The following is a 14,221-nucleotide window of genomic DNA, read 5'->3' as shown; positions in this document are numbered from 1 at the left end:
ACAACCGGCGGACCACCCACCCCTGGAGGTCGCATGGCCACCGTTTACCACTTCATGCGCTACGACTCGACCGACCCAACCCAGTGCGAGGACGCCGCCCGGTTCCTGGACGAGTCCGCCGAGCAGCCCGGCAACGCCGGTGACCCGGACCGGATGCGCACGCAGGCTGCCAACCTGCGGCAGCGGGCCGGGCGGCTCCGCAGCGGCCAACAGGACTGAACACGGAGGCGGGGTGCGGCAGCCCTCGACAAGCACCGCACCCCGCCAGATCCCCAACCAGGAGACCAGCCCGGCATCCGGGGGTTGCGACCCCGGGCGGGCAACCAGCCCCCCGAAGGAGGCCGACCATGGCCAACGCTATCCGATGCAGTTGCGGTAAGTGCCGTGCCTGCACCAGTACGATCCTCGCCGCCCTCCGCGTCGAGGCCAGGCCGCCCGCGCAGCGTCGTGGTGTCGGTGCCGCCGTCCACCCTGCCGGCGGCCAGCAGTGAGCGGGCAGCCGTCCGGCCGGGTGACGTGGGACGAGAAGGCCGGCGAGTACGTGCAGTGGCACGGCCGCGCCTACGAGGTCGCCCACCCCAGCGGACAGCAGAAGCCGGCGACGGGCGAAACCGCTCGGAACGGTCAGCGGTGACCGGCAGCATGCAGGCGGGGGTGGCCACCCACGGTCGCCCCCGCCCCACCCGCCGGCTACCCCCACCTGCGCCCAGGTCGACGCGCTGCGTGTGCGGCACCGACACCGAGGTCAGCCCCTGCCCCGCCAACTGCCCGACGAGGGAGAACCGATGACGCCGCCGCTGCTCACCGCCCAGCCTGCCCGCATCCACCGCCGTGCCGTCCCGCCTACCCCGGTTGAGGCGCACGTGCGGCAGGCCGAACGACACCGCGCCGCCCTCGCCGCCCACGAGCCCGTGGTGGTGGAGGTGGCCGGGCACGGGCGCGGCTGGTACGTCGAGCACGTTTGCGCCGACGGCACCTACCGGCTGTGGCGTGACGGGGCCGCCTTGGTCGCCGCCTGGACCGACGTACCCCTCGGCCAGTAGGAGACTCCCCCCCCCCCCATGCCCCTGCGTCGGCTTCCCGCCCGCTGCTGGGTTCTTGTCGTCGACCACTGCGGCGGCGAACCCACCGACATTCACCGCTACGAGGTCACCGACTTCTTCACGCCGATCGCCGAGGTGTGGGCGCGGTGGCCGGAGCGGATCCCGCCGGTGCCGTTCCTGCATGAGGCGGGTTGTGTGCTGGTGGAGTGTCGGGTGTGTGGACTGGCGGTGGGGGATGGGGAGCATTTCGCGGATGCGGAGCATGCGTGGGAGGGGGCGGAGTGTGACGGCTGGCAGGGGGATGTGTGTCCGTTCTGCCAGCCGGTCGAGGTTGAACCCTAGAAACTCGGTCCGCATTGTTGACCCACGTCGCGATCGGGCCTAGACTGGTCCATGTAACCCGGACCGAGAACCTAGGGGGCGGTAATGAACGCACAGGCCATCCGAGACAAGATCCGCGCACTCGAAACCCTCGCCGACCCCAAGCGCACCACCACCCCCGAACACGAGCGCGCCGCCGCCAACCGCATGCTCGACCGCTTCCGCAAACTCCTCGCCGACACCGCCCCGGGCGGGTTCGCCGACCGGCGCTGGTACGGCGGCAAGTATGCCGACACCCGTAACCTCCGGCTCACCGACATCGCCAAGCTGATCCGCGCCGAGGTGAAACTTGCGCGGAAGATCGCCAGAATGACCGCCACCCCCGGCGCGGTGAAGACCGCCGATCCGATCGGCGACGCCCCCGCCGGAATCAAAGTCAGCGTGCGCACCCAGTGCTACTCCGGTGGGGGCTCCATCAATGTCCAGCTTTCCGGCATTCCTGACGAGTGGGGATGGACCGAAGGCCCGGAAGACGGCTGCACCAACCCTCGATACCGCCGAGTCGCCACCCCCGAACTGAAGGCATTCGCCCGCGCCATCAAGGACGTGATGAACGCCTACAACTACGACGGCTCCGACATCACGACCGACTACTTCGACGTCCGCTTCTATGGCCACGTGTCCGCCGACGAGGGCCTGATCCTCGCCTGAGGTGAGGCCGCGCCCCGCCGGTGCGCAATGAAGGGAGGCCCGAGTGATCGCCTACGCTGTGTCAGACAACGTAGACCGAGTTTCGGGGTGTGCTGTGCCTGACCTGCCTGTTCTGTTGATGGCTGATGTCGCCGAGATTGGCGGGGTGAAGCCGACGTCGGTGTCAAAGGCGTTGCAGCGGTCGAAGCCGGGCGGCCGGCTGTCTGCCGATCCGTTCCCGGAGCCGGATGGGCGGATCGGCGGCCGTGAGGGATCGCGGTCGGGGTCGCGTCCGTGGTGGTCTGCGGAGCGGCGTGCCGAGATTGAGGCATGGTTCGCGCGGTACCAGGACCGGGCGGGTGTGGGTGGTCGGCCGCGTAAGGCTGCTGTTCAAGACGAGTAAGAAAACTCGGTCCGCATTGTTGACCCGGATGGGTTGAGCGTTTAGACTGGTCACATAACGCGGACCGAGATTCACCGGGAGGCAGCCATGCAGGAAACCCGCCACACCGCCGACAGCGTCCGCTACCTGTACAGCACCCCCACCGGCATCCTCGAATTCCGGGCACTCCCCACCACCACAACCATCATCGAAACCCTCATCGTGCACATCCCTGCCTGCGACGGCGACCAGTGCGCCGACTTCGGATACGACTGCGACGCCGAAAACGCGGCCGACATCGCCCTCTACTGGGCGGCCAGCGGCGACGCCGGAGTCTGGTACGGGCTCGCCGAATACGCGGTCGCCCAAGAAGCCGCCACCATCCACCAGGCCCCGCACGAGGCCACCCACGAGCAGCGGGCGTTCCTAGGCCGGCTGATCGCCGAAGGCCGCCGCATGACCGACGACCCCGACTACTTCAACTGACAGGAGCGCAGCCATGACCGACGACGCCCGCCCCACCTTCCTCGACCGCCAGCGTGACGCCGCCCTCCAGCAGATCCGCGACCAGCAGACCGAGTTCCGACGCATCGCCGACATCGTCCTCCCCACCCGGCCCGGTGCCCTCCGCAGCAGCCGCAAGCGGGTCACCGACGTCATCACCCTCGGCGCAGACCACCTGGTCGAGGTCACCGACGGGGACACCGTCCTGTGGACGTTCGTCATCGACGGCAAGCCGACCAGTTGGCGGCACCACACGCAGGAAGAGGCGATCCTGCACCTGATCGCATCCCGCCACGACAGCAACGACAGCGCGAGCGCCAACGCCGCGTTCTACGCCGGGCGAGTCCTGGGCATCCCCGCCGCCGAGGCGTGACCTTCCCGCCGGTCGGTCAGGTAGGCCGCACGCCCGGGAGTCGTATCCCGGACCGGCGACAACACCACCCAACCACCAACCAGCAGAGGAGCCGCAGCGATGCTCATCCCCACCGAACCCGGCAAGTGGCTCAGCCAAGACGCTCGTTACGAAGTCACCCACAGGCCCGGAGCGGACGACGACTACAAGATCGTGGCGGTCGCCAATCCCCTCCGGTGGAGTGTCGCCGCAACCCTCGACGAAGCCGACCGGCGCATCAACGGGCACCGCCGCTCGGGTGGCCGCAACTGGAACCCCACGAGCTGACCCGCCCAGCCTCCGATCATGCCGTGAGGGTGCCGCATCAGATGCGGCCGGAGGCACCACAACCCAGCCCACCCGACAACCACTCCGAAGGGATTCGGCGACATGGACCCGCACATCTACTTCGTCTCCTACAGCCACTGCGGCCCGCTGGGGTTCGGCTTCGGCAGCACCAGCGTCCCCTACGACCGGCCCGTCAACCGCTTCGCCGACGTGGAGGTGCTGACACAGAAGGTGCATGAACGCATGACGCAGGCCGGATATGAGGGGCCGCTCAGCAGCATCGTCGTCATGAACTACCAGTTGCTCAGCGGACCGGAAGGGCAGTGACCATGCCGCAGATGAAGACCGCCAAGGATCTGCCCGCCGGGGCCGTCGTCGAGACATTCTGGACCACCTGGGTCAAAGGTGGCATCAGCCTGTGGACCAACAGGCTGGGCGACACCATGACCGACGGGGAGATCGACCACCTGTTGTCCAACGGCGGGATGCTCACCCGCGTACCCACCGGCACCCCGAAGGAGCAGTGATCATGATACTCGAATCGAGCACCGGATACTGGGCCACCGGAATCACCCTGCGCTGGTACGGGCACCGACAAGCATGGGCCGGGCACGTCGACTTCTACGACGACGGCTTCGCCGGTGACGACAACGCCGACGCCGGCAAAATCTCCACCGAAGGTCGCCTGCACACCCGCTACTACGTCCGCTCCGGCGGCACCACCACCGGCATCCGGACCGTCATCGACACGCTGATCGCCGACGCCGAACGGCTCGGCATCACCTTCGGTGGGCGCACCGGGAAGGCGAACCTGTACTACGACGGCGACAGCGAGAACACGGAGTTCCCGCCACCGCAGGGGTGGCGCGAGATGCTGACGGTGGAGGCTGAGCGGATCGGGTGGGAGTGCCCGTATGCGCGGGTGGAGGCCACTGGTGGCTGAGTCCGTCAACCGCCCGGTGTGCGGGGAGCCCGCAGACGCCGCCAGGTTCTTTCGCTGCCAGAAGGACGCCGGCCACACCGGCGACCGCCACCACACGAAGGTCCCCGGCGGGGACTACTGGTGGGGATACGTGCCCACCGCCGCAGAGATGGAGGCGTCCCGTGGCTGACCGTCGTCTGCCGTACGCGCGCACCCTGGCCGTTCTGTGCATCCTCGCCTGGCCCTACCAGTACCCGCCCCTGTCGTGGCTGTCCCGTGGCATCGACTGGCTGTCCGCTACTCCCGCGAGGGTTGTCGCAACCGTCATGACCTGCACTGCCTTTGTCGCGTGGACCGCCGTCGTCTGGTGGGTGACCTTCCATGGCTGACCTGACCGACCTGCGCGGGCGGTGGGCGTGCCGCTTCTGCCGACACGACCAGTACACCCACAACGTGCTCCAAGGGTGCGAGTCATGCCCGTGTCTCGCCACCCCGATTGAGGCGGCACCCCGCACCGATGCGGACCTGGACGCCCCGATCCTGCCGGCCAATCAGACCCTTCCGCGCTACCAGGCGAGGGCTGCCAGCCGTGGGCTCAACGTCATCACCGGAAAGGACACCTGATGACCGCCAACCCTGCCCGCGTCATCAGCATGCGTGAAGTCACCTGCATGGCCGCCGTCGACACCATGCCCCACATCGCCGCCCGCATCCGCAACCTGCTCACCCATGGCCGGCGCATCACCGTCACACAGCGGTACACGTACGTGGATCGGCCGCCCGACGTGACTGCCGGCCTCACCCTCGACACCAGCGCCCGCAACGGCGGCATCACCGAAGGTGTCAGCGGCGACGGGCATCACCTGGGCGTGTACCTGCGCCCCGGGCTGATGTCCGGGTTCGGGGTGTCCGCGTACGTCTCCGACGGCAACCGCGTCGAGGCTGAGGTGTGGAAGCGGTATCACGCCGCCGAGTCGACCAGCAGCGACCCGTTCAAGCGCCGCCGCAACATGACCTTGGTGGAGATCACGGGCGGGCTGCCGGGGGATGGGCCGGGGCGCGACGACAGGCTGGTCGTGCGGCACTGGAACAGCGACGGCGTGTGCGACGAGCGGGTGGTGGTGTTCGACGGTGGGCCGCGTGACGGCGGCGAGCGGGCTGCACGGTGGCTGTACGCCAACAGCCTCGGTCCTGCCTACCGTTACGAGCGGGAGTGCGACTGGGATTTCGGGAAGGTGCCGGACGGCGAGGTGCAGGTGTGGACGGCGCGGGCAGCGGAGTTGTTGGATGTGGTCTCCGACGAAGGGAGCAGTTGATGTCGACCCCGAAGCTGCCTGCCGAGCAGATCGCCGCGTTGCGGGTGCTGGCTGACGAGTACGAGCAGGGTCATCGTGACGGCTCGTACGCGGAGAAGACGGTGGAGTCTCGCGTGGGGCACGCGAACCGGTTCATCGATTTTTTGGAGGGTCGGTATGACCCGGCGGTGGACAAGGGGCGTCGGATTGTGCCGTGAGGTGTGGTGTGGGGGAGCCCGTCGCCGTGGTGGTGGCGGGCCTTCTCGTGTGTGGGGATGAACAGGATTGGCATGACTGTCATGCCATGGTATGGTCTGCATACCAACCCGGGGCGTGGAAGGGAAACAACCACCATGAAGCTCAACGACTCCCGCATCCGCATCCTCCGCGCCGCCCAGCGCGGCGACCTCTTCCACTCCATCTACGGCGGCTACGACTGGATCAACCTCGAAGCCCCCGACGGAGGCCGCGTAGCCGGCGCAGCGCAGGCCGCCCTCCGCGCCGGCCACATCGAGCTGCTACCCCGGCAGCGCGGACACGAGCACCGAGGCCAGCCGTACAAGCTCACCGACACCGGCCGAGCAGTCCTCGACGCCCACGACACGAACGGGAAGTGACCACCATGACCGACGCCGACTGGATTCGGGAAGGCAACACCGTCGCCATCTACCGCGACAGCTACCACGGTGACGGCAGCTACCGCACCACCACCATCGTTAAGCTCACCAAGACACAGATCGTCTGCGACAACGACGAACGGTTCAACCGCCAGCGCCTCACCAAGGTCGGCAGCAGCAGCTACAGCTCGCCCGTTCTCAAGCCGCTGAACGCCCCCGAGGTCGTGCAGGCGCACAACGCGGAGAAGTTCCGCGAGGTGGCCCGGCTGATTGAGGAACTGGCCCGCGATCACCGCAACGGACGCCGCCGTGACGTACCCGCCCTGCTGGACGAGATCGAACACGCCGTAGCTGCGGCACGGCAGGCCATCACCAGCAAGGAGGCGTGACCACCATGACCGGCCTGACCATCACCCCCACCCGTGCCGCTCTGCTGCGCGCCATCGACACTGGCGCGGTCACCGAAGACTGGTTCACCGACGAACCCGGCGAGATCCGCCAGGGCGCGCAGGGCGGACACCTCGGCACCGTCGTCACCGGCAAGGTGCGGGTCATGAAGACCGCCGGCATGTGCGAGACCGACCCCGAAGATGACGACTTCCACGTTCGGGGAATCCGGCTCACCGACGCCGGACGGAAGGCGCTCGCCGAGTACGACGCGCGGGCCGCACAGTGACCGAAACGCCCACCACCAAAGCCGACCTGCTCGACCAGCTCGCCGCCGTCTACGAACGCCGCCAACAGCTCGACGCCGAACGCGCCAAAGTGTTCGACCAGGAAGTCCAGCTGGTCGCCGCACTCCGGCCCAACACCCCCTGGCAGGAGATCGCCGACCGGCTCGGCCGGAAGAAGCAGAACGTGATCGTCACCTACCGGCCGAGGCTGGAGGAAACCCGCACCGTCCGCGTACGCCCCCCGAAGGAGACGCCGTGACCGCAGCGCAGACCGACTCCCGCTGGACGCTCGCCAACACCAACACCACCGGAGGCACCATGGACCACGAACACTTCGACCCCGCCCTGCGCTTCGATGAGCTGGCCTACGACGCGGCATACCACGCCCTCACCGGCCGTCTCGACGGCGACATCGCTGAAACCGCAATGCGAGTCACCGCCGCCGTCTGCGAACTGTGGGAGATGTACACGCCGGGCGAAGTGAAGCGGTACGCCCTCGACGCCAACGTTCGGGCACCCCTCGTGATCGGACTGTTGGCAGCAGTCGAACTCACCGACTGGCCCCGCGTCCGTCCGCTGCTCGACTCGGCGGTTGCCGCCGCCGCGCTGGCGCTGTGGGATGGTCCGAACGCTGTTCGTCACAACTACCCGCTGCCCGGCGAGACCGCCTGACGAACGTCCGCCTGGGGCCGCCTCCGCCGTGGGGGTGGCCCCTTCCGTTTGCTGGCGTCAGCAACCGCAGCAAGGATGGCAACTTGCTACCGGTTTGCTAGGCGTTTGCCATGGCACTTGCCATCGTCAGGCGGTAGGCAGCGGCCCCAGGCGGGCCGGATGCACCAGCCTCAGCCGCTTCACACCGTCCACCGACTCCGGCACCAGGTAGCCGCCACGCTTCAGCTCACGAACCATCTCCGCCACCGGCGGATCGTTCGGGTGCCCACGCTCCGCCAACACCAACCCGGGCACCACCTCGCCGAGATCATGGCTGAGCAGGAACACCACCAGGCCAACCGTGGGGTACTCGGGGAACAGGTCTTTCAGCCAAATCTGCGGCACCGCCGTGTTCTCCCCATCGCGGGGCACGTCCACATCGCACACGATGTCCAGAAGCTCACTGCTGTCGGTCATGATCGCTCTCCTTCAAGGTGGGGTTACTCGGGGGACAAGCCTTCGTTGTCCAGCCAGTCCAAGACGCCGGTACGGGGATTCTCTTCGTGGATGCTCTCCAAGTAGCGGCCGGGCCACTTGATGGGCGGGCGGCGGTTGATGCGGAACGCCCGGTACCACAGGTCGGCAGTCCAAGTGCCCTTCGGCCAACGGGAGTCCTTGCCGCCCTCGCAGGTCAGCTTCTCGCCGACAAGCGAGCGGAACAGTGCGCGGTCCTCGTCGCGCCAGTTGCCAGCCGATGCGTCGTAGCCGCTGGCAGGTTTCTCGCCGCTGTCGTCAGGTTCGATGTCGTCTCCCCCGCCTTCGCTTGCGAAGGTGGGGCAGGACAGGACAGGAACATCTTCTTCCACAGTTCTTCGGTCTAGTTCTTCTATAGAACAGCCTTCGCCATCCGACGGGATACCGTCCGACGGTTTGGGACTTATGGTCCGACCTGCGGAAACGTCTACCAGGTGCGGCTGCGACACGTCGTAGAAGACATGCTCCCAGCCGATCCGACCGTCGTCGGCCCTGACGCGCTTCCGCTCCAGGTAGCCGGCCTTCTCCAGCTCGGTGAGCGCCCGACGGATCGTCTTGATGCCCTCACCCTTGACGGTGTTGGCCGCCAGGGTCTCGGCGGTGATCCGCCAGTTCGCGGGTCGGGACACCGCTTCGGCGAGGATTCCCCGGGCGACGTAGCTGATCCGCCTGTCGCGGGCGACAGCGTTGCGGAGGATGAAGAAGTCTCGGGTGGGTAGCGGCGCTCGCTTGATCACGGCGTCACCGCCGTCACATCGACAGCAGGCTTGATCGTCATCCGCACACCAGTACGGACGGAGTACACTCGTACTCTCATCGTGGGTCGCCCTCCTACGGCGATCAAGGGCCCGGATTACAGGAGCGCCAACTCCTGCCGGGCCCGTCTTCTTTTGTGCCTTCATCCTACCGTCTGCCCGGATCATGGCGGTCGACGGCGATGCCCTTCCTGGACGTGGTGGAGCCCCCGCCGGCTGTCGCTGACGGGGGCTTTCGTCGACCTGGACGTGAACGCAAGAATCGGCCCCCACCGCAAGGGTGGGGGCCGATTCTGTCTGCCGAGGTGTTGCAATCCCTCTAGGGATGATGAGTACCCCGCCACGGCGGGGATGCCCCGAGTTTCGCACGGCGTGCCCCACGCTGGCAAGGACCAGTGTGGGGCACACCTGCCGGCGGGTCAGGTGTTCTTGGCGGCGATGGCGGCGGCCAGTTCCGGGTTGGCGGTGATCCTGGGTATGAGCGTGAAGTAGAGCTGCCCTGCGGTGCGCCAGGTGGCGGTGAGCCACGGGTACGTCGCCAGCGCGTCCACTGTGTCGGCGGGCTGGCTGCTGGTGGCGGCCCACTGGGTGAGGGTCATTCCGAAGCGTGCGAAGCCGTCGGATGGTCCGCGCTGCTCGTCAGTCTTGAACGCGTCGGTCAGGTCGTCGAACCGGGCCCGGGGGGTGCGGTCGTCTCCGGCGACAAGCCAGTCGAGGAGTGCGCGGATGACTGGTTCGGGCTGCTCGTGGAGGTCGGTGCGTTCCCCTTGGCCGGTGCGGGCGGCGCGGAATGCGTTGAGGGTGCTGGTGTGCCAGTAGGGGCGTCCGTCTTCCTGGCCGTCGGGTTCGGGTCGTCGGCCGGTAGAGCCGTATGAGCGCCAGGTGGTTTCGGTGAGGCCGGCTTGGCGGGCTGCGTCGCGGCCGAAGAATCTCTGCTCCATGGGTTGAACCTTACAACATCGATGTTGTAAGGTTCAACATGTAGCCGCGAGGGACACGGCCCCGGCACTCATCACCCCTCCAGGGATGCCCACCCCAACCACTGCTGCATCGACACAGGAGGAAACCATGACCACCCTGCTCAACCTCACCCCCCACCCGGTGACGATCTGCGGCGTCACCATCGCCCCGTCGGGCGTCATCCCCCGCCTGCCCGAGCAGACCACGCAGGTGGACACCCTGACATTCGGCGGGGCAACCATACCGGTGGTGGAGACGACGTTCGGGCAGAGCGCCGAACTGCCCGACCCTGCGCCCGGCACGTACCTGATTGTCCCGGCCCGGATCGCCCTGGCGCACCCGGACCGGAGCGACCTATTGATGCCCGGCGCGGCGCTACGCGACGACACCGGGCGGATCGTGGGCACCGCGACCCTCGCCCGCGTACCCCGCTGACCGAACACCCTTCAGCCAGTTCCCGATCGACCAAGGAGAAAATCATGAAGAACAGCACCGCCCACGCCACCGTTTTCGAGATCATCGATGTCGACACGGCGATCCGCGCGGCAGGAGGTGACCCCCTCATGGAGGACGCCTTGGAGGTGCTCGGGGAGCCGGACGGATTCGGGGGTGTGTCGTATAGCGGGCCGTGGCGTCGGCTGAAGGCCACCCTCACCTCGCTGGACAACCGGGCACCCGAGAACGTCAGCGTCGCCGTGCAGCGTGGCGAGAAGGTGAGCAATCCCTACACGGATGACGCCCGGTACCATCGGGTGCAGTTCTCCATGGACAGCCATGCAGGCTGCTGGAGTTCACGGGCGTGGGCCGTCACCGGCACCCTGAAAGTCAATGTAGACAGCTGGCTCGATGGCAATACCTCAGTGGCCGACGTCGAGGTGATTGCCGTCGGCAGCACCGGCGGTGCGACTCGGTTCACCGGCCGAGCCCTCTGCCAGTTTGTGCGTTCTGTGCTAATGGAGAGGATAGCCAAGGCCATGGTCCTTAACATGGTCGGAGAGGACTACTGGATCGGTGACAAGCCGATCCAGTTGTCGGAGGGCTGGCCGCATAGGTGGGTGAAAGACCGCATGGCCATCGACTGCTGACGAAGCGCACATGACGAAGCCCCGGCCGGTCACCCGGTCCGGGGCTCAACGCAACTTTGGCGGCTGCACCACCAGCCTACGCCAGCAGCAGCCTCACAGGTTGATCTCGTACTCCAGGCGCACCCCGTCACCCGGATACACGATCTCCCGGGCCACCTCCACCACCCGCCCACCGTCGTCGAACATCTGCCGGGTGATCGCCAACACCGGCCCCGACGGCATGCGCAACACCTCCGCCTCCCGGTCGGTGGGCATCCGCGACTCCACCGCCTCCACCACCCGCACCACCCGCACCCCCAACGACTTGAGATGCCCAACCGCCCCGCCCTGCGCCGGCTCCGACCCCGGCCCGGCAACCGGTGTTCCCGCCACCATGTCGGCCAGGTAGAACGACGTCGACATGTGGGTGGGCCACCCGTCCAGCCGGAACACCAGATCCCGGCGCACCAAGCCCGTGCCGGCGGCGACGTTGAACAGTTCGGCGACCTCCGGTGACGCAGGCTCGGTGGTGATCACCGCATCCGGGTTGTGCCTGTCGAACCGAATCCCGTAGTCGTGTGTCACCGACGTCTGCGGATTCTCCGGCGTGGACTCCACATCAGCCCGGTAGCGGGATGAGGCAACCCGCCGCGCATCCAGCTTCGGGCGTACGAACGATCCCCGGCCTTTCAGGGTGTAGACGCGGCCCTCCTCCCGCAGCACCTCGACGGCCTGCCGGGCGGTGTTCCGGGCGACGTTCCACTCGTCCCGTATCTCCTGCTCTGAGGGCAGGGGTGCGCCGTAGCCGATGGTGCCCGCGTCGATGCGCCGCCTCAGCTCGTCGGCGATCTGGACGTATTGGGGGCGGGCGTCGGCGTTCATGCAGGTCACCCTAGCGGCCGATCTTGCAGGTTTCGCATCGCCTGTATGGACACGACATGAGAATAGCCTGTACTAGACATCATGTATAGAACAGGGTAAGGTGCACTCGTGACCAACCACGCGAACCTCGCCCGAACCCCCGACCCGGGACAGTCAGGCCAGTGGCACATGCCCACCCCGGCCGGCGACGGCTGGATCACCCTGACCACACCCCCGCCCCCCATCAGCGTCGACAACACCACGACCGGCGACACGCAGCCCGCCCAGCAGGTTGGCAGCGGCAACACCATGGACGAGCTGCGCACCAAACTCGCCGTCGCCCGCGAACACACCGCCGTCAAGCGCCACCACGAGCAGATCCGCCACGTACAAGACGTGCGCCACCGCGTCGCCATGGCCGACGCCACCGAATGGTCCACCGCCGTCGAACGGGCACGCCGCGAACGCACCCGAGACGCCGCCGAATCCGCCGAACTCGCGCAACTGCACCGGTGGGCCGCCCGCTCCGGCGAACGCGCCCGCATCCGCGCCGACATTCAGCGGTCCGCCGAGATGCGCGCCCTCCGCGTGGCGAAGGTCCGCCGATACACGATGCTTGCCGGCCTTCCCGTCATGGTCGGATTCGCCCTCATCAGCACCCCCGGCGTCCACGCCGGCATGGTCAACATGCTGAACCTGACGGCCGGTTCGGTCGGCTGGGCAACCGCCTGGTTTGTGGAGCCGCTTCTCATCGCCGTCGCCACCTCCATCATCGTCGTCAAGTCGACCCTCAAGATGTCCGGTGGTTCCACCGACTGGCGGGCCGACGTCACCAAGTGGGGTGCGCTGCTGTTCTCGGTCGCTCTGAACATGCTCGGCGGCTGGACGGGTAGCGGCGACATCCTGACCGCCGTCGGTGAGGCGCTGAGCCATTCCGTCGGCGCGATCGGTGCCGCCGTCACCGCCTGGCTGATCGGCGTCATCGTCGACTACGCGAGCAAAGCCAACCCGTGGAAGGACGCCCCCCGACTGACGGACCTCGGCCTGCTCCCTACCGTCACCGTCTCGCCGGTGACGGGTGAGCCGGTGACGCCACCCGGTGACGCTCCGGTTGCCGGTGGCAGTGACGCCCGTCAGGCCGTCACCCTGACGCAGCGTCCGTCACCGTCACCCCGCCCAGCCGTCACCACCCCGACTGCCGTCACCCCCGCCAAGCGTCCCGCCGTCACCGCCCCGCCCGTCACCCAGCCGCGCGTCACCACCCCCACCGCTGACGCACCCCCCGCCAGTGACGTCACCGAGGACAACACCCCGCCGTCACCCGCCCGTACCGCCACTGACACCACCGCCCCCGGCAAGGTTCGCCCCCTGTCCCGTGACCTCATCGACGCCCGATTCCGGGACTGGACCGTCGACCAGATCGAGGAATACGCAGCCGAACGCGCCCGCGCCGTCGCCGCCGACACCGGCAACAAGACCGCCGGGATGCGCGAATACTTCCTGGTCTGCCTAGCCCTGGGCGTTGACCCGAAGGGCAGCCTGATGGCCCGCGTGGTCGGCATCAAGGGGGAGGGGCTGGGCCGGGCGAAGGCCAAGCAGTGGCATGGCGAACTGACGGTGGCTGACGCCGAGCAGGTGCTACGTGACGCTATGGCGCGCGTCGCCAGCGAACTGACGGCTGAGGGTGACACCCGTGCCTGACGCCGTCATCCCCGCCCGCTGGGACCGCCACCCCACCGTCACCCACCACGACCTCACCGCCGACGGTGTCGACGCTGACGCCGTCATCACCGGCGGACTGACGCTCCACCGGCAGCCCCGCCACATCCGCCGCCACGTCACCCGTGACGCCGACGCCGCCCTACGCGGAGTCCGTCACCTGTACGCCCACGACCGTCACACCGTCACCCAGGGAGGTGCCGCATGAGCACTGACACCGTCACCGTCGTGCCGGCCACGGGCAGCATGCTGCTCGACCAGTACGCCACCGACAACGGCCACACCGTCATCGACCAGCAGCAGGTGCACCGCGACCGGATGCAGGTGTGGCTCGACCGCACCCCCTACGCCGCCGGCACCACCGGCATACCCGCCGCCCTACTGCTCGGCCTCACCCAACACACCAGCATCGGCTACGGGCTCGCCTCCGTCACCGGGCTGATCGTCGCCGCCGGTGTCGTTCTCGCCTGGCGGGTCCACGACGAAGGCCGCAACTGGACGTACGCCACCACCGACGAACCCGCCTGACCTGCACAAACACCACAAGGAG

Annotated in this window: 29 protein-coding genes; 25 read left to right on the top strand and 4 right to left on the bottom strand. The window is 67.9% G+C overall.

The features are described 5' to 3' along the window. The first annotated feature begins 33 nt into the window (after positions 1-33). From AB0B63_RS07220 to AB0B63_RS07125, 20 genes are all read left to right on the top strand, one after another. The gene (locus AB0B63_RS07220) at positions 34-219 is read left to right on the top strand and encodes a hypothetical protein (RefSeq protein WP_357015364.1); all 186 of its coding nucleotides are present in this window, start codon (positions 34-36) and stop codon (positions 217-219) included. A 268-nt stretch (positions 220-487) separates the two neighbouring features. Continuing rightward, positions 488-634 carry a hypothetical protein gene (locus AB0B63_RS07215; RefSeq protein ID WP_357015362.1) on the top strand — a complete coding sequence of 49 codons (147 nt, stop codon included), beginning with the start codon at positions 488-490 and terminating at the stop codon, positions 632-634. A gap of 151 nt (positions 635-785) precedes the next feature. Then, entirely contained in the window at positions 786-1,043 is a 258-nt protein-coding gene (locus AB0B63_RS07210) for a hypothetical protein (protein ID WP_357015360.1), read from the top strand. Between the two features lie 18 nt (positions 1,044-1,061). Beyond that, positions 1,062-1,385, top strand: coding sequence for a hypothetical protein (locus AB0B63_RS07205; protein WP_357015358.1), 324 nt, complete (start codon positions 1,062-1,064; stop codon positions 1,383-1,385). Between the two features lie 84 nt (positions 1,386-1,469). Next, entirely contained in the window at positions 1,470-2,075 is a 606-nt protein-coding gene (locus AB0B63_RS07200; RefSeq protein WP_357015356.1) for a hypothetical protein, read from the top strand. A 469-nt stretch (positions 2,076-2,544) separates the two neighbouring features. Then, entirely contained in the window at positions 2,545-2,922 is a 378-nt protein-coding gene (locus tag AB0B63_RS07195; protein WP_357015354.1) for a hypothetical protein, read from the top strand. 13 nt (positions 2,923-2,935) lie between these two features. Then, on the top strand, positions 2,936-3,313 hold the full coding sequence (locus AB0B63_RS07190) for a hypothetical protein (RefSeq protein ID WP_357015352.1): 378 nt from the start codon (positions 2,936-2,938) through the stop codon (positions 3,311-3,313). A gap of 99 nt (positions 3,314-3,412) precedes the next feature. Next, on the top strand, positions 3,413-3,619 hold the full coding sequence (locus AB0B63_RS07185) for a hypothetical protein (RefSeq protein ID WP_357015350.1): 207 nt from the start codon (positions 3,413-3,415) through the stop codon (positions 3,617-3,619). 102 nt (positions 3,620-3,721) lie between these two features. After that, positions 3,722-3,946 carry a hypothetical protein gene (locus tag AB0B63_RS07180; RefSeq protein WP_357015348.1) on the top strand — a complete coding sequence of 75 codons (225 nt, stop codon included), beginning with the start codon at positions 3,722-3,724 and terminating at the stop codon, positions 3,944-3,946. A gap of 11 nt (positions 3,947-3,957) precedes the next feature. Continuing rightward, positions 3,958-4,146: a hypothetical protein gene (locus AB0B63_RS07175; protein WP_357015346.1), complete on the top strand. Its 189-nt coding sequence runs from the start codon at positions 3,958-3,960 to the stop codon at positions 4,144-4,146. A 2-nt stretch (positions 4,147-4,148) separates the two neighbouring features. Further along, positions 4,149-4,562 (top strand): hypothetical protein, encoded by a 414-nt coding sequence (locus AB0B63_RS07170; protein ID WP_357015344.1) that lies wholly within the window; start codon positions 4,149-4,151, stop codon positions 4,560-4,562. Positions 4,563-4,723: 161 nt separating this feature from the next. Further along, positions 4,724-4,930: a hypothetical protein gene (locus AB0B63_RS07165; protein WP_357015342.1), complete on the top strand. Its 207-nt coding sequence runs from the start codon at positions 4,724-4,726 to the stop codon at positions 4,928-4,930. Beyond that, positions 4,923-5,165, top strand: coding sequence for a hypothetical protein (locus AB0B63_RS07160; protein WP_357015340.1), 243 nt, complete (start codon positions 4,923-4,925; stop codon positions 5,163-5,165). Before AB0B63_RS07165 ends, AB0B63_RS07160 begins: the two co-directional genes overlap by 8 nt. Before the next feature lie 47 nt (positions 5,166-5,212). After that, positions 5,213-5,857 (top strand): hypothetical protein, encoded by a 645-nt coding sequence (locus AB0B63_RS07155; protein WP_357015338.1) that lies wholly within the window; start codon positions 5,213-5,215, stop codon positions 5,855-5,857. Then, the gene (locus AB0B63_RS07150) at positions 5,857-6,054 is read left to right on the top strand and encodes a hypothetical protein (RefSeq protein ID WP_357015336.1); all 198 of its coding nucleotides are present in this window, start codon (positions 5,857-5,859) and stop codon (positions 6,052-6,054) included. Before AB0B63_RS07155 ends, AB0B63_RS07150 begins: the two co-directional genes overlap by 1 nt. 135 nt (positions 6,055-6,189) lie before the next feature. Then, the gene (locus AB0B63_RS07145; RefSeq protein ID WP_357015334.1) at positions 6,190-6,453 is read left to right on the top strand and encodes a hypothetical protein; all 264 of its coding nucleotides are present in this window, start codon (positions 6,190-6,192) and stop codon (positions 6,451-6,453) included. Continuing rightward, positions 6,450-6,842, top strand: coding sequence for a hypothetical protein (locus tag AB0B63_RS07140; RefSeq protein WP_357015332.1), 393 nt, complete (start codon positions 6,450-6,452; stop codon positions 6,840-6,842). The genes AB0B63_RS07145 and AB0B63_RS07140 overlap by 4 nt, the downstream gene beginning before the upstream one ends. A gap of 5 nt (positions 6,843-6,847) precedes the next feature. After that, positions 6,848-7,129: a hypothetical protein gene (locus AB0B63_RS07135; protein WP_357015330.1), complete on the top strand. Its 282-nt coding sequence runs from the start codon at positions 6,848-6,850 to the stop codon at positions 7,127-7,129. Further along, positions 7,126-7,386: a hypothetical protein gene (locus AB0B63_RS07130; RefSeq protein ID WP_357015328.1), complete on the top strand. Its 261-nt coding sequence runs from the start codon at positions 7,126-7,128 to the stop codon at positions 7,384-7,386. Before AB0B63_RS07135 ends, AB0B63_RS07130 begins: the two co-directional genes overlap by 4 nt. Further along, positions 7,383-7,799 carry a hypothetical protein gene (locus AB0B63_RS07125; protein ID WP_357015326.1) on the top strand — a complete coding sequence of 139 codons (417 nt, stop codon included), beginning with the start codon at positions 7,383-7,385 and terminating at the stop codon, positions 7,797-7,799. Before AB0B63_RS07130 ends, AB0B63_RS07125 begins: the two co-directional genes overlap by 4 nt. Positions 7,800-7,925: 126 nt before the next feature. Here AB0B63_RS07125 and AB0B63_RS07120 read toward each other — a convergent pair whose 3' ends face one another. The 3 genes from AB0B63_RS07120 to AB0B63_RS07110 all read right to left on the bottom strand — a co-directional run bounded on the left by AB0B63_RS07120 (position 7,926) and on the right by AB0B63_RS07110 (position 10,008). Then, positions 7,926-8,255 carry a hypothetical protein gene (locus AB0B63_RS07120; RefSeq protein WP_357015324.1) on the bottom strand — a complete coding sequence of 110 codons (330 nt, stop codon included), beginning with the start codon at positions 8,253-8,255 and terminating at the stop codon, positions 7,926-7,928. Between the two features lie 23 nt (positions 8,256-8,278). Beyond that, entirely contained in the window at positions 8,279-9,049 is a 771-nt protein-coding gene (locus tag AB0B63_RS07115; protein WP_357015322.1) for a helix-turn-helix domain-containing protein, read from the bottom strand. Positions 9,050-9,486: 437 nt separating this feature from the next. Continuing rightward, positions 9,487-10,008 (bottom strand): hypothetical protein, encoded by a 522-nt coding sequence (locus AB0B63_RS07110; protein WP_357015320.1) that lies wholly within the window; start codon positions 10,006-10,008, stop codon positions 9,487-9,489. A gap of 127 nt (positions 10,009-10,135) precedes the next feature. On the opposite strand from AB0B63_RS07110, the gene AB0B63_RS07105 reads away from it, so the two are divergent. Next, positions 10,136-10,462: a hypothetical protein gene (locus AB0B63_RS07105; protein ID WP_357015318.1), complete on the top strand. Its 327-nt coding sequence runs from the start codon at positions 10,136-10,138 to the stop codon at positions 10,460-10,462. 44 nt (positions 10,463-10,506) lie between these two features. Next, positions 10,507-11,112: a hypothetical protein gene (locus AB0B63_RS07100; RefSeq protein ID WP_357015316.1), complete on the top strand. Its 606-nt coding sequence runs from the start codon at positions 10,507-10,509 to the stop codon at positions 11,110-11,112. A gap of 93 nt (positions 11,113-11,205) precedes the next feature. Here the strand turns inward: AB0B63_RS07100 and AB0B63_RS07095 are convergent, their stop codons facing one another. Next, a complete protein-coding gene (locus tag AB0B63_RS07095; protein WP_357015314.1) occupies positions 11,206-11,973 on the bottom strand; it encodes a GntR family transcriptional regulator in 768 nt (255 codons plus the stop codon). Between the two features lie 108 nt (positions 11,974-12,081). Between AB0B63_RS07095 and AB0B63_RS07090 the strand changes: the two genes are divergently transcribed. From AB0B63_RS07090 to AB0B63_RS07080, 3 genes are read left to right on the top strand one after another with little or no spacing between them, the layout of a single operon-like run. Then, complete coding sequence (locus tag AB0B63_RS07090) at positions 12,082-13,653, top strand: hypothetical protein (RefSeq protein ID WP_357015312.1); 1,572 nt, start codon at positions 12,082-12,084, stop codon at positions 13,651-13,653. After that, positions 13,646-13,879, top strand: a complete 234-nt coding sequence (locus tag AB0B63_RS07085; RefSeq protein ID WP_357015310.1) for a hypothetical protein — start codon at positions 13,646-13,648, stop codon at positions 13,877-13,879. Before AB0B63_RS07090 ends, AB0B63_RS07085 begins: the two co-directional genes overlap by 8 nt. Next, on the top strand, positions 13,876-14,199 hold the full coding sequence (locus tag AB0B63_RS07080; protein ID WP_357015308.1) for a hypothetical protein: 324 nt from the start codon (positions 13,876-13,878) through the stop codon (positions 14,197-14,199). Before AB0B63_RS07085 ends, AB0B63_RS07080 begins: the two co-directional genes overlap by 4 nt. Positions 14,200-14,221 lie beyond the last annotated feature (22 nt).

Source organism: Micromonospora sp. NPDC049081 (assembly GCF_040648835.1).
GTDB lineage: Bacteria > Actinomycetota > Actinomycetes > Mycobacteriales > Micromonosporaceae > Micromonospora > Micromonospora antibiotica.
Note: the sequence above shows the minus strand (reverse complement) of the source record. Positions and strands in the feature narration are given on the sequence as shown.

Coding starts and splice junctions, on each gene's coding strand:
- AB0B63_RS07105 (WP_357015318.1), top strand. CDS start 10,136: ATGACCACCCTGCTCAACCTCACCCCCCACCCGGTGACGATCTGCGGC.
- AB0B63_RS07220 (WP_357015364.1), top strand. CDS start 34: ATGGCCACCGTTTACCACTTCATGCGCTACGACTCGACCGACCCAACC.
- AB0B63_RS07095 (WP_357015314.1), bottom strand. CDS start 11,973: ATGAACGCCGACGCCCGCCCCCAATACGTCCAGATCGCCGACGAGCTG.
- AB0B63_RS07160 (WP_357015340.1), top strand. CDS start 4,923: ATGGCTGACCTGACCGACCTGCGCGGGCGGTGGGCGTGCCGCTTCTGC.
- AB0B63_RS07205 (WP_357015358.1), top strand. CDS start 1,062: ATGCCCCTGCGTCGGCTTCCCGCCCGCTGCTGGGTTCTTGTCGTCGAC.
- AB0B63_RS07110 (WP_357015320.1), bottom strand. CDS start 10,008: ATGGAGCAGAGATTCTTCGGCCGCGACGCAGCCCGCCAAGCCGGCCTC.
- AB0B63_RS07195 (WP_357015354.1), top strand. CDS start 2,545: ATGCAGGAAACCCGCCACACCGCCGACAGCGTCCGCTACCTGTACAGC.
- AB0B63_RS07100 (WP_357015316.1), top strand. CDS start 10,507: ATGAAGAACAGCACCGCCCACGCCACCGTTTTCGAGATCATCGATGTC.
- AB0B63_RS07080 (WP_357015308.1), top strand. CDS start 13,876: ATGAGCACTGACACCGTCACCGTCGTGCCGGCCACGGGCAGCATGCTG.
- AB0B63_RS07180 (WP_357015348.1), top strand. CDS start 3,722: ATGGACCCGCACATCTACTTCGTCTCCTACAGCCACTGCGGCCCGCTG.
- AB0B63_RS07190 (WP_357015352.1), top strand. CDS start 2,936: ATGACCGACGACGCCCGCCCCACCTTCCTCGACCGCCAGCGTGACGCC.
- AB0B63_RS07210 (WP_357015360.1), top strand. CDS start 786: ATGACGCCGCCGCTGCTCACCGCCCAGCCTGCCCGCATCCACCGCCGT.
- AB0B63_RS07185 (WP_357015350.1), top strand. CDS start 3,413: ATGCTCATCCCCACCGAACCCGGCAAGTGGCTCAGCCAAGACGCTCGT.
- AB0B63_RS07170 (WP_357015344.1), top strand. CDS start 4,149: ATGATACTCGAATCGAGCACCGGATACTGGGCCACCGGAATCACCCTG.
- AB0B63_RS07120 (WP_357015324.1), bottom strand. CDS start 8,255: ATGACCGACAGCAGTGAGCTTCTGGACATCGTGTGCGATGTGGACGTG.
- AB0B63_RS07200 (WP_357015356.1), top strand. CDS start 1,470: ATGAACGCACAGGCCATCCGAGACAAGATCCGCGCACTCGAAACCCTC.
- AB0B63_RS07155 (WP_357015338.1), top strand. CDS start 5,213: ATGGCCGCCGTCGACACCATGCCCCACATCGCCGCCCGCATCCGCAAC.
- AB0B63_RS07150 (WP_357015336.1), top strand. CDS start 5,857: ATGTCGACCCCGAAGCTGCCTGCCGAGCAGATCGCCGCGTTGCGGGTG.
- AB0B63_RS07175 (WP_357015346.1), top strand. CDS start 3,958: ATGAAGACCGCCAAGGATCTGCCCGCCGGGGCCGTCGTCGAGACATTC.
- AB0B63_RS07145 (WP_357015334.1), top strand. CDS start 6,190: ATGAAGCTCAACGACTCCCGCATCCGCATCCTCCGCGCCGCCCAGCGC.
- AB0B63_RS07135 (WP_357015330.1), top strand. CDS start 6,848: ATGACCGGCCTGACCATCACCCCCACCCGTGCCGCTCTGCTGCGCGCC.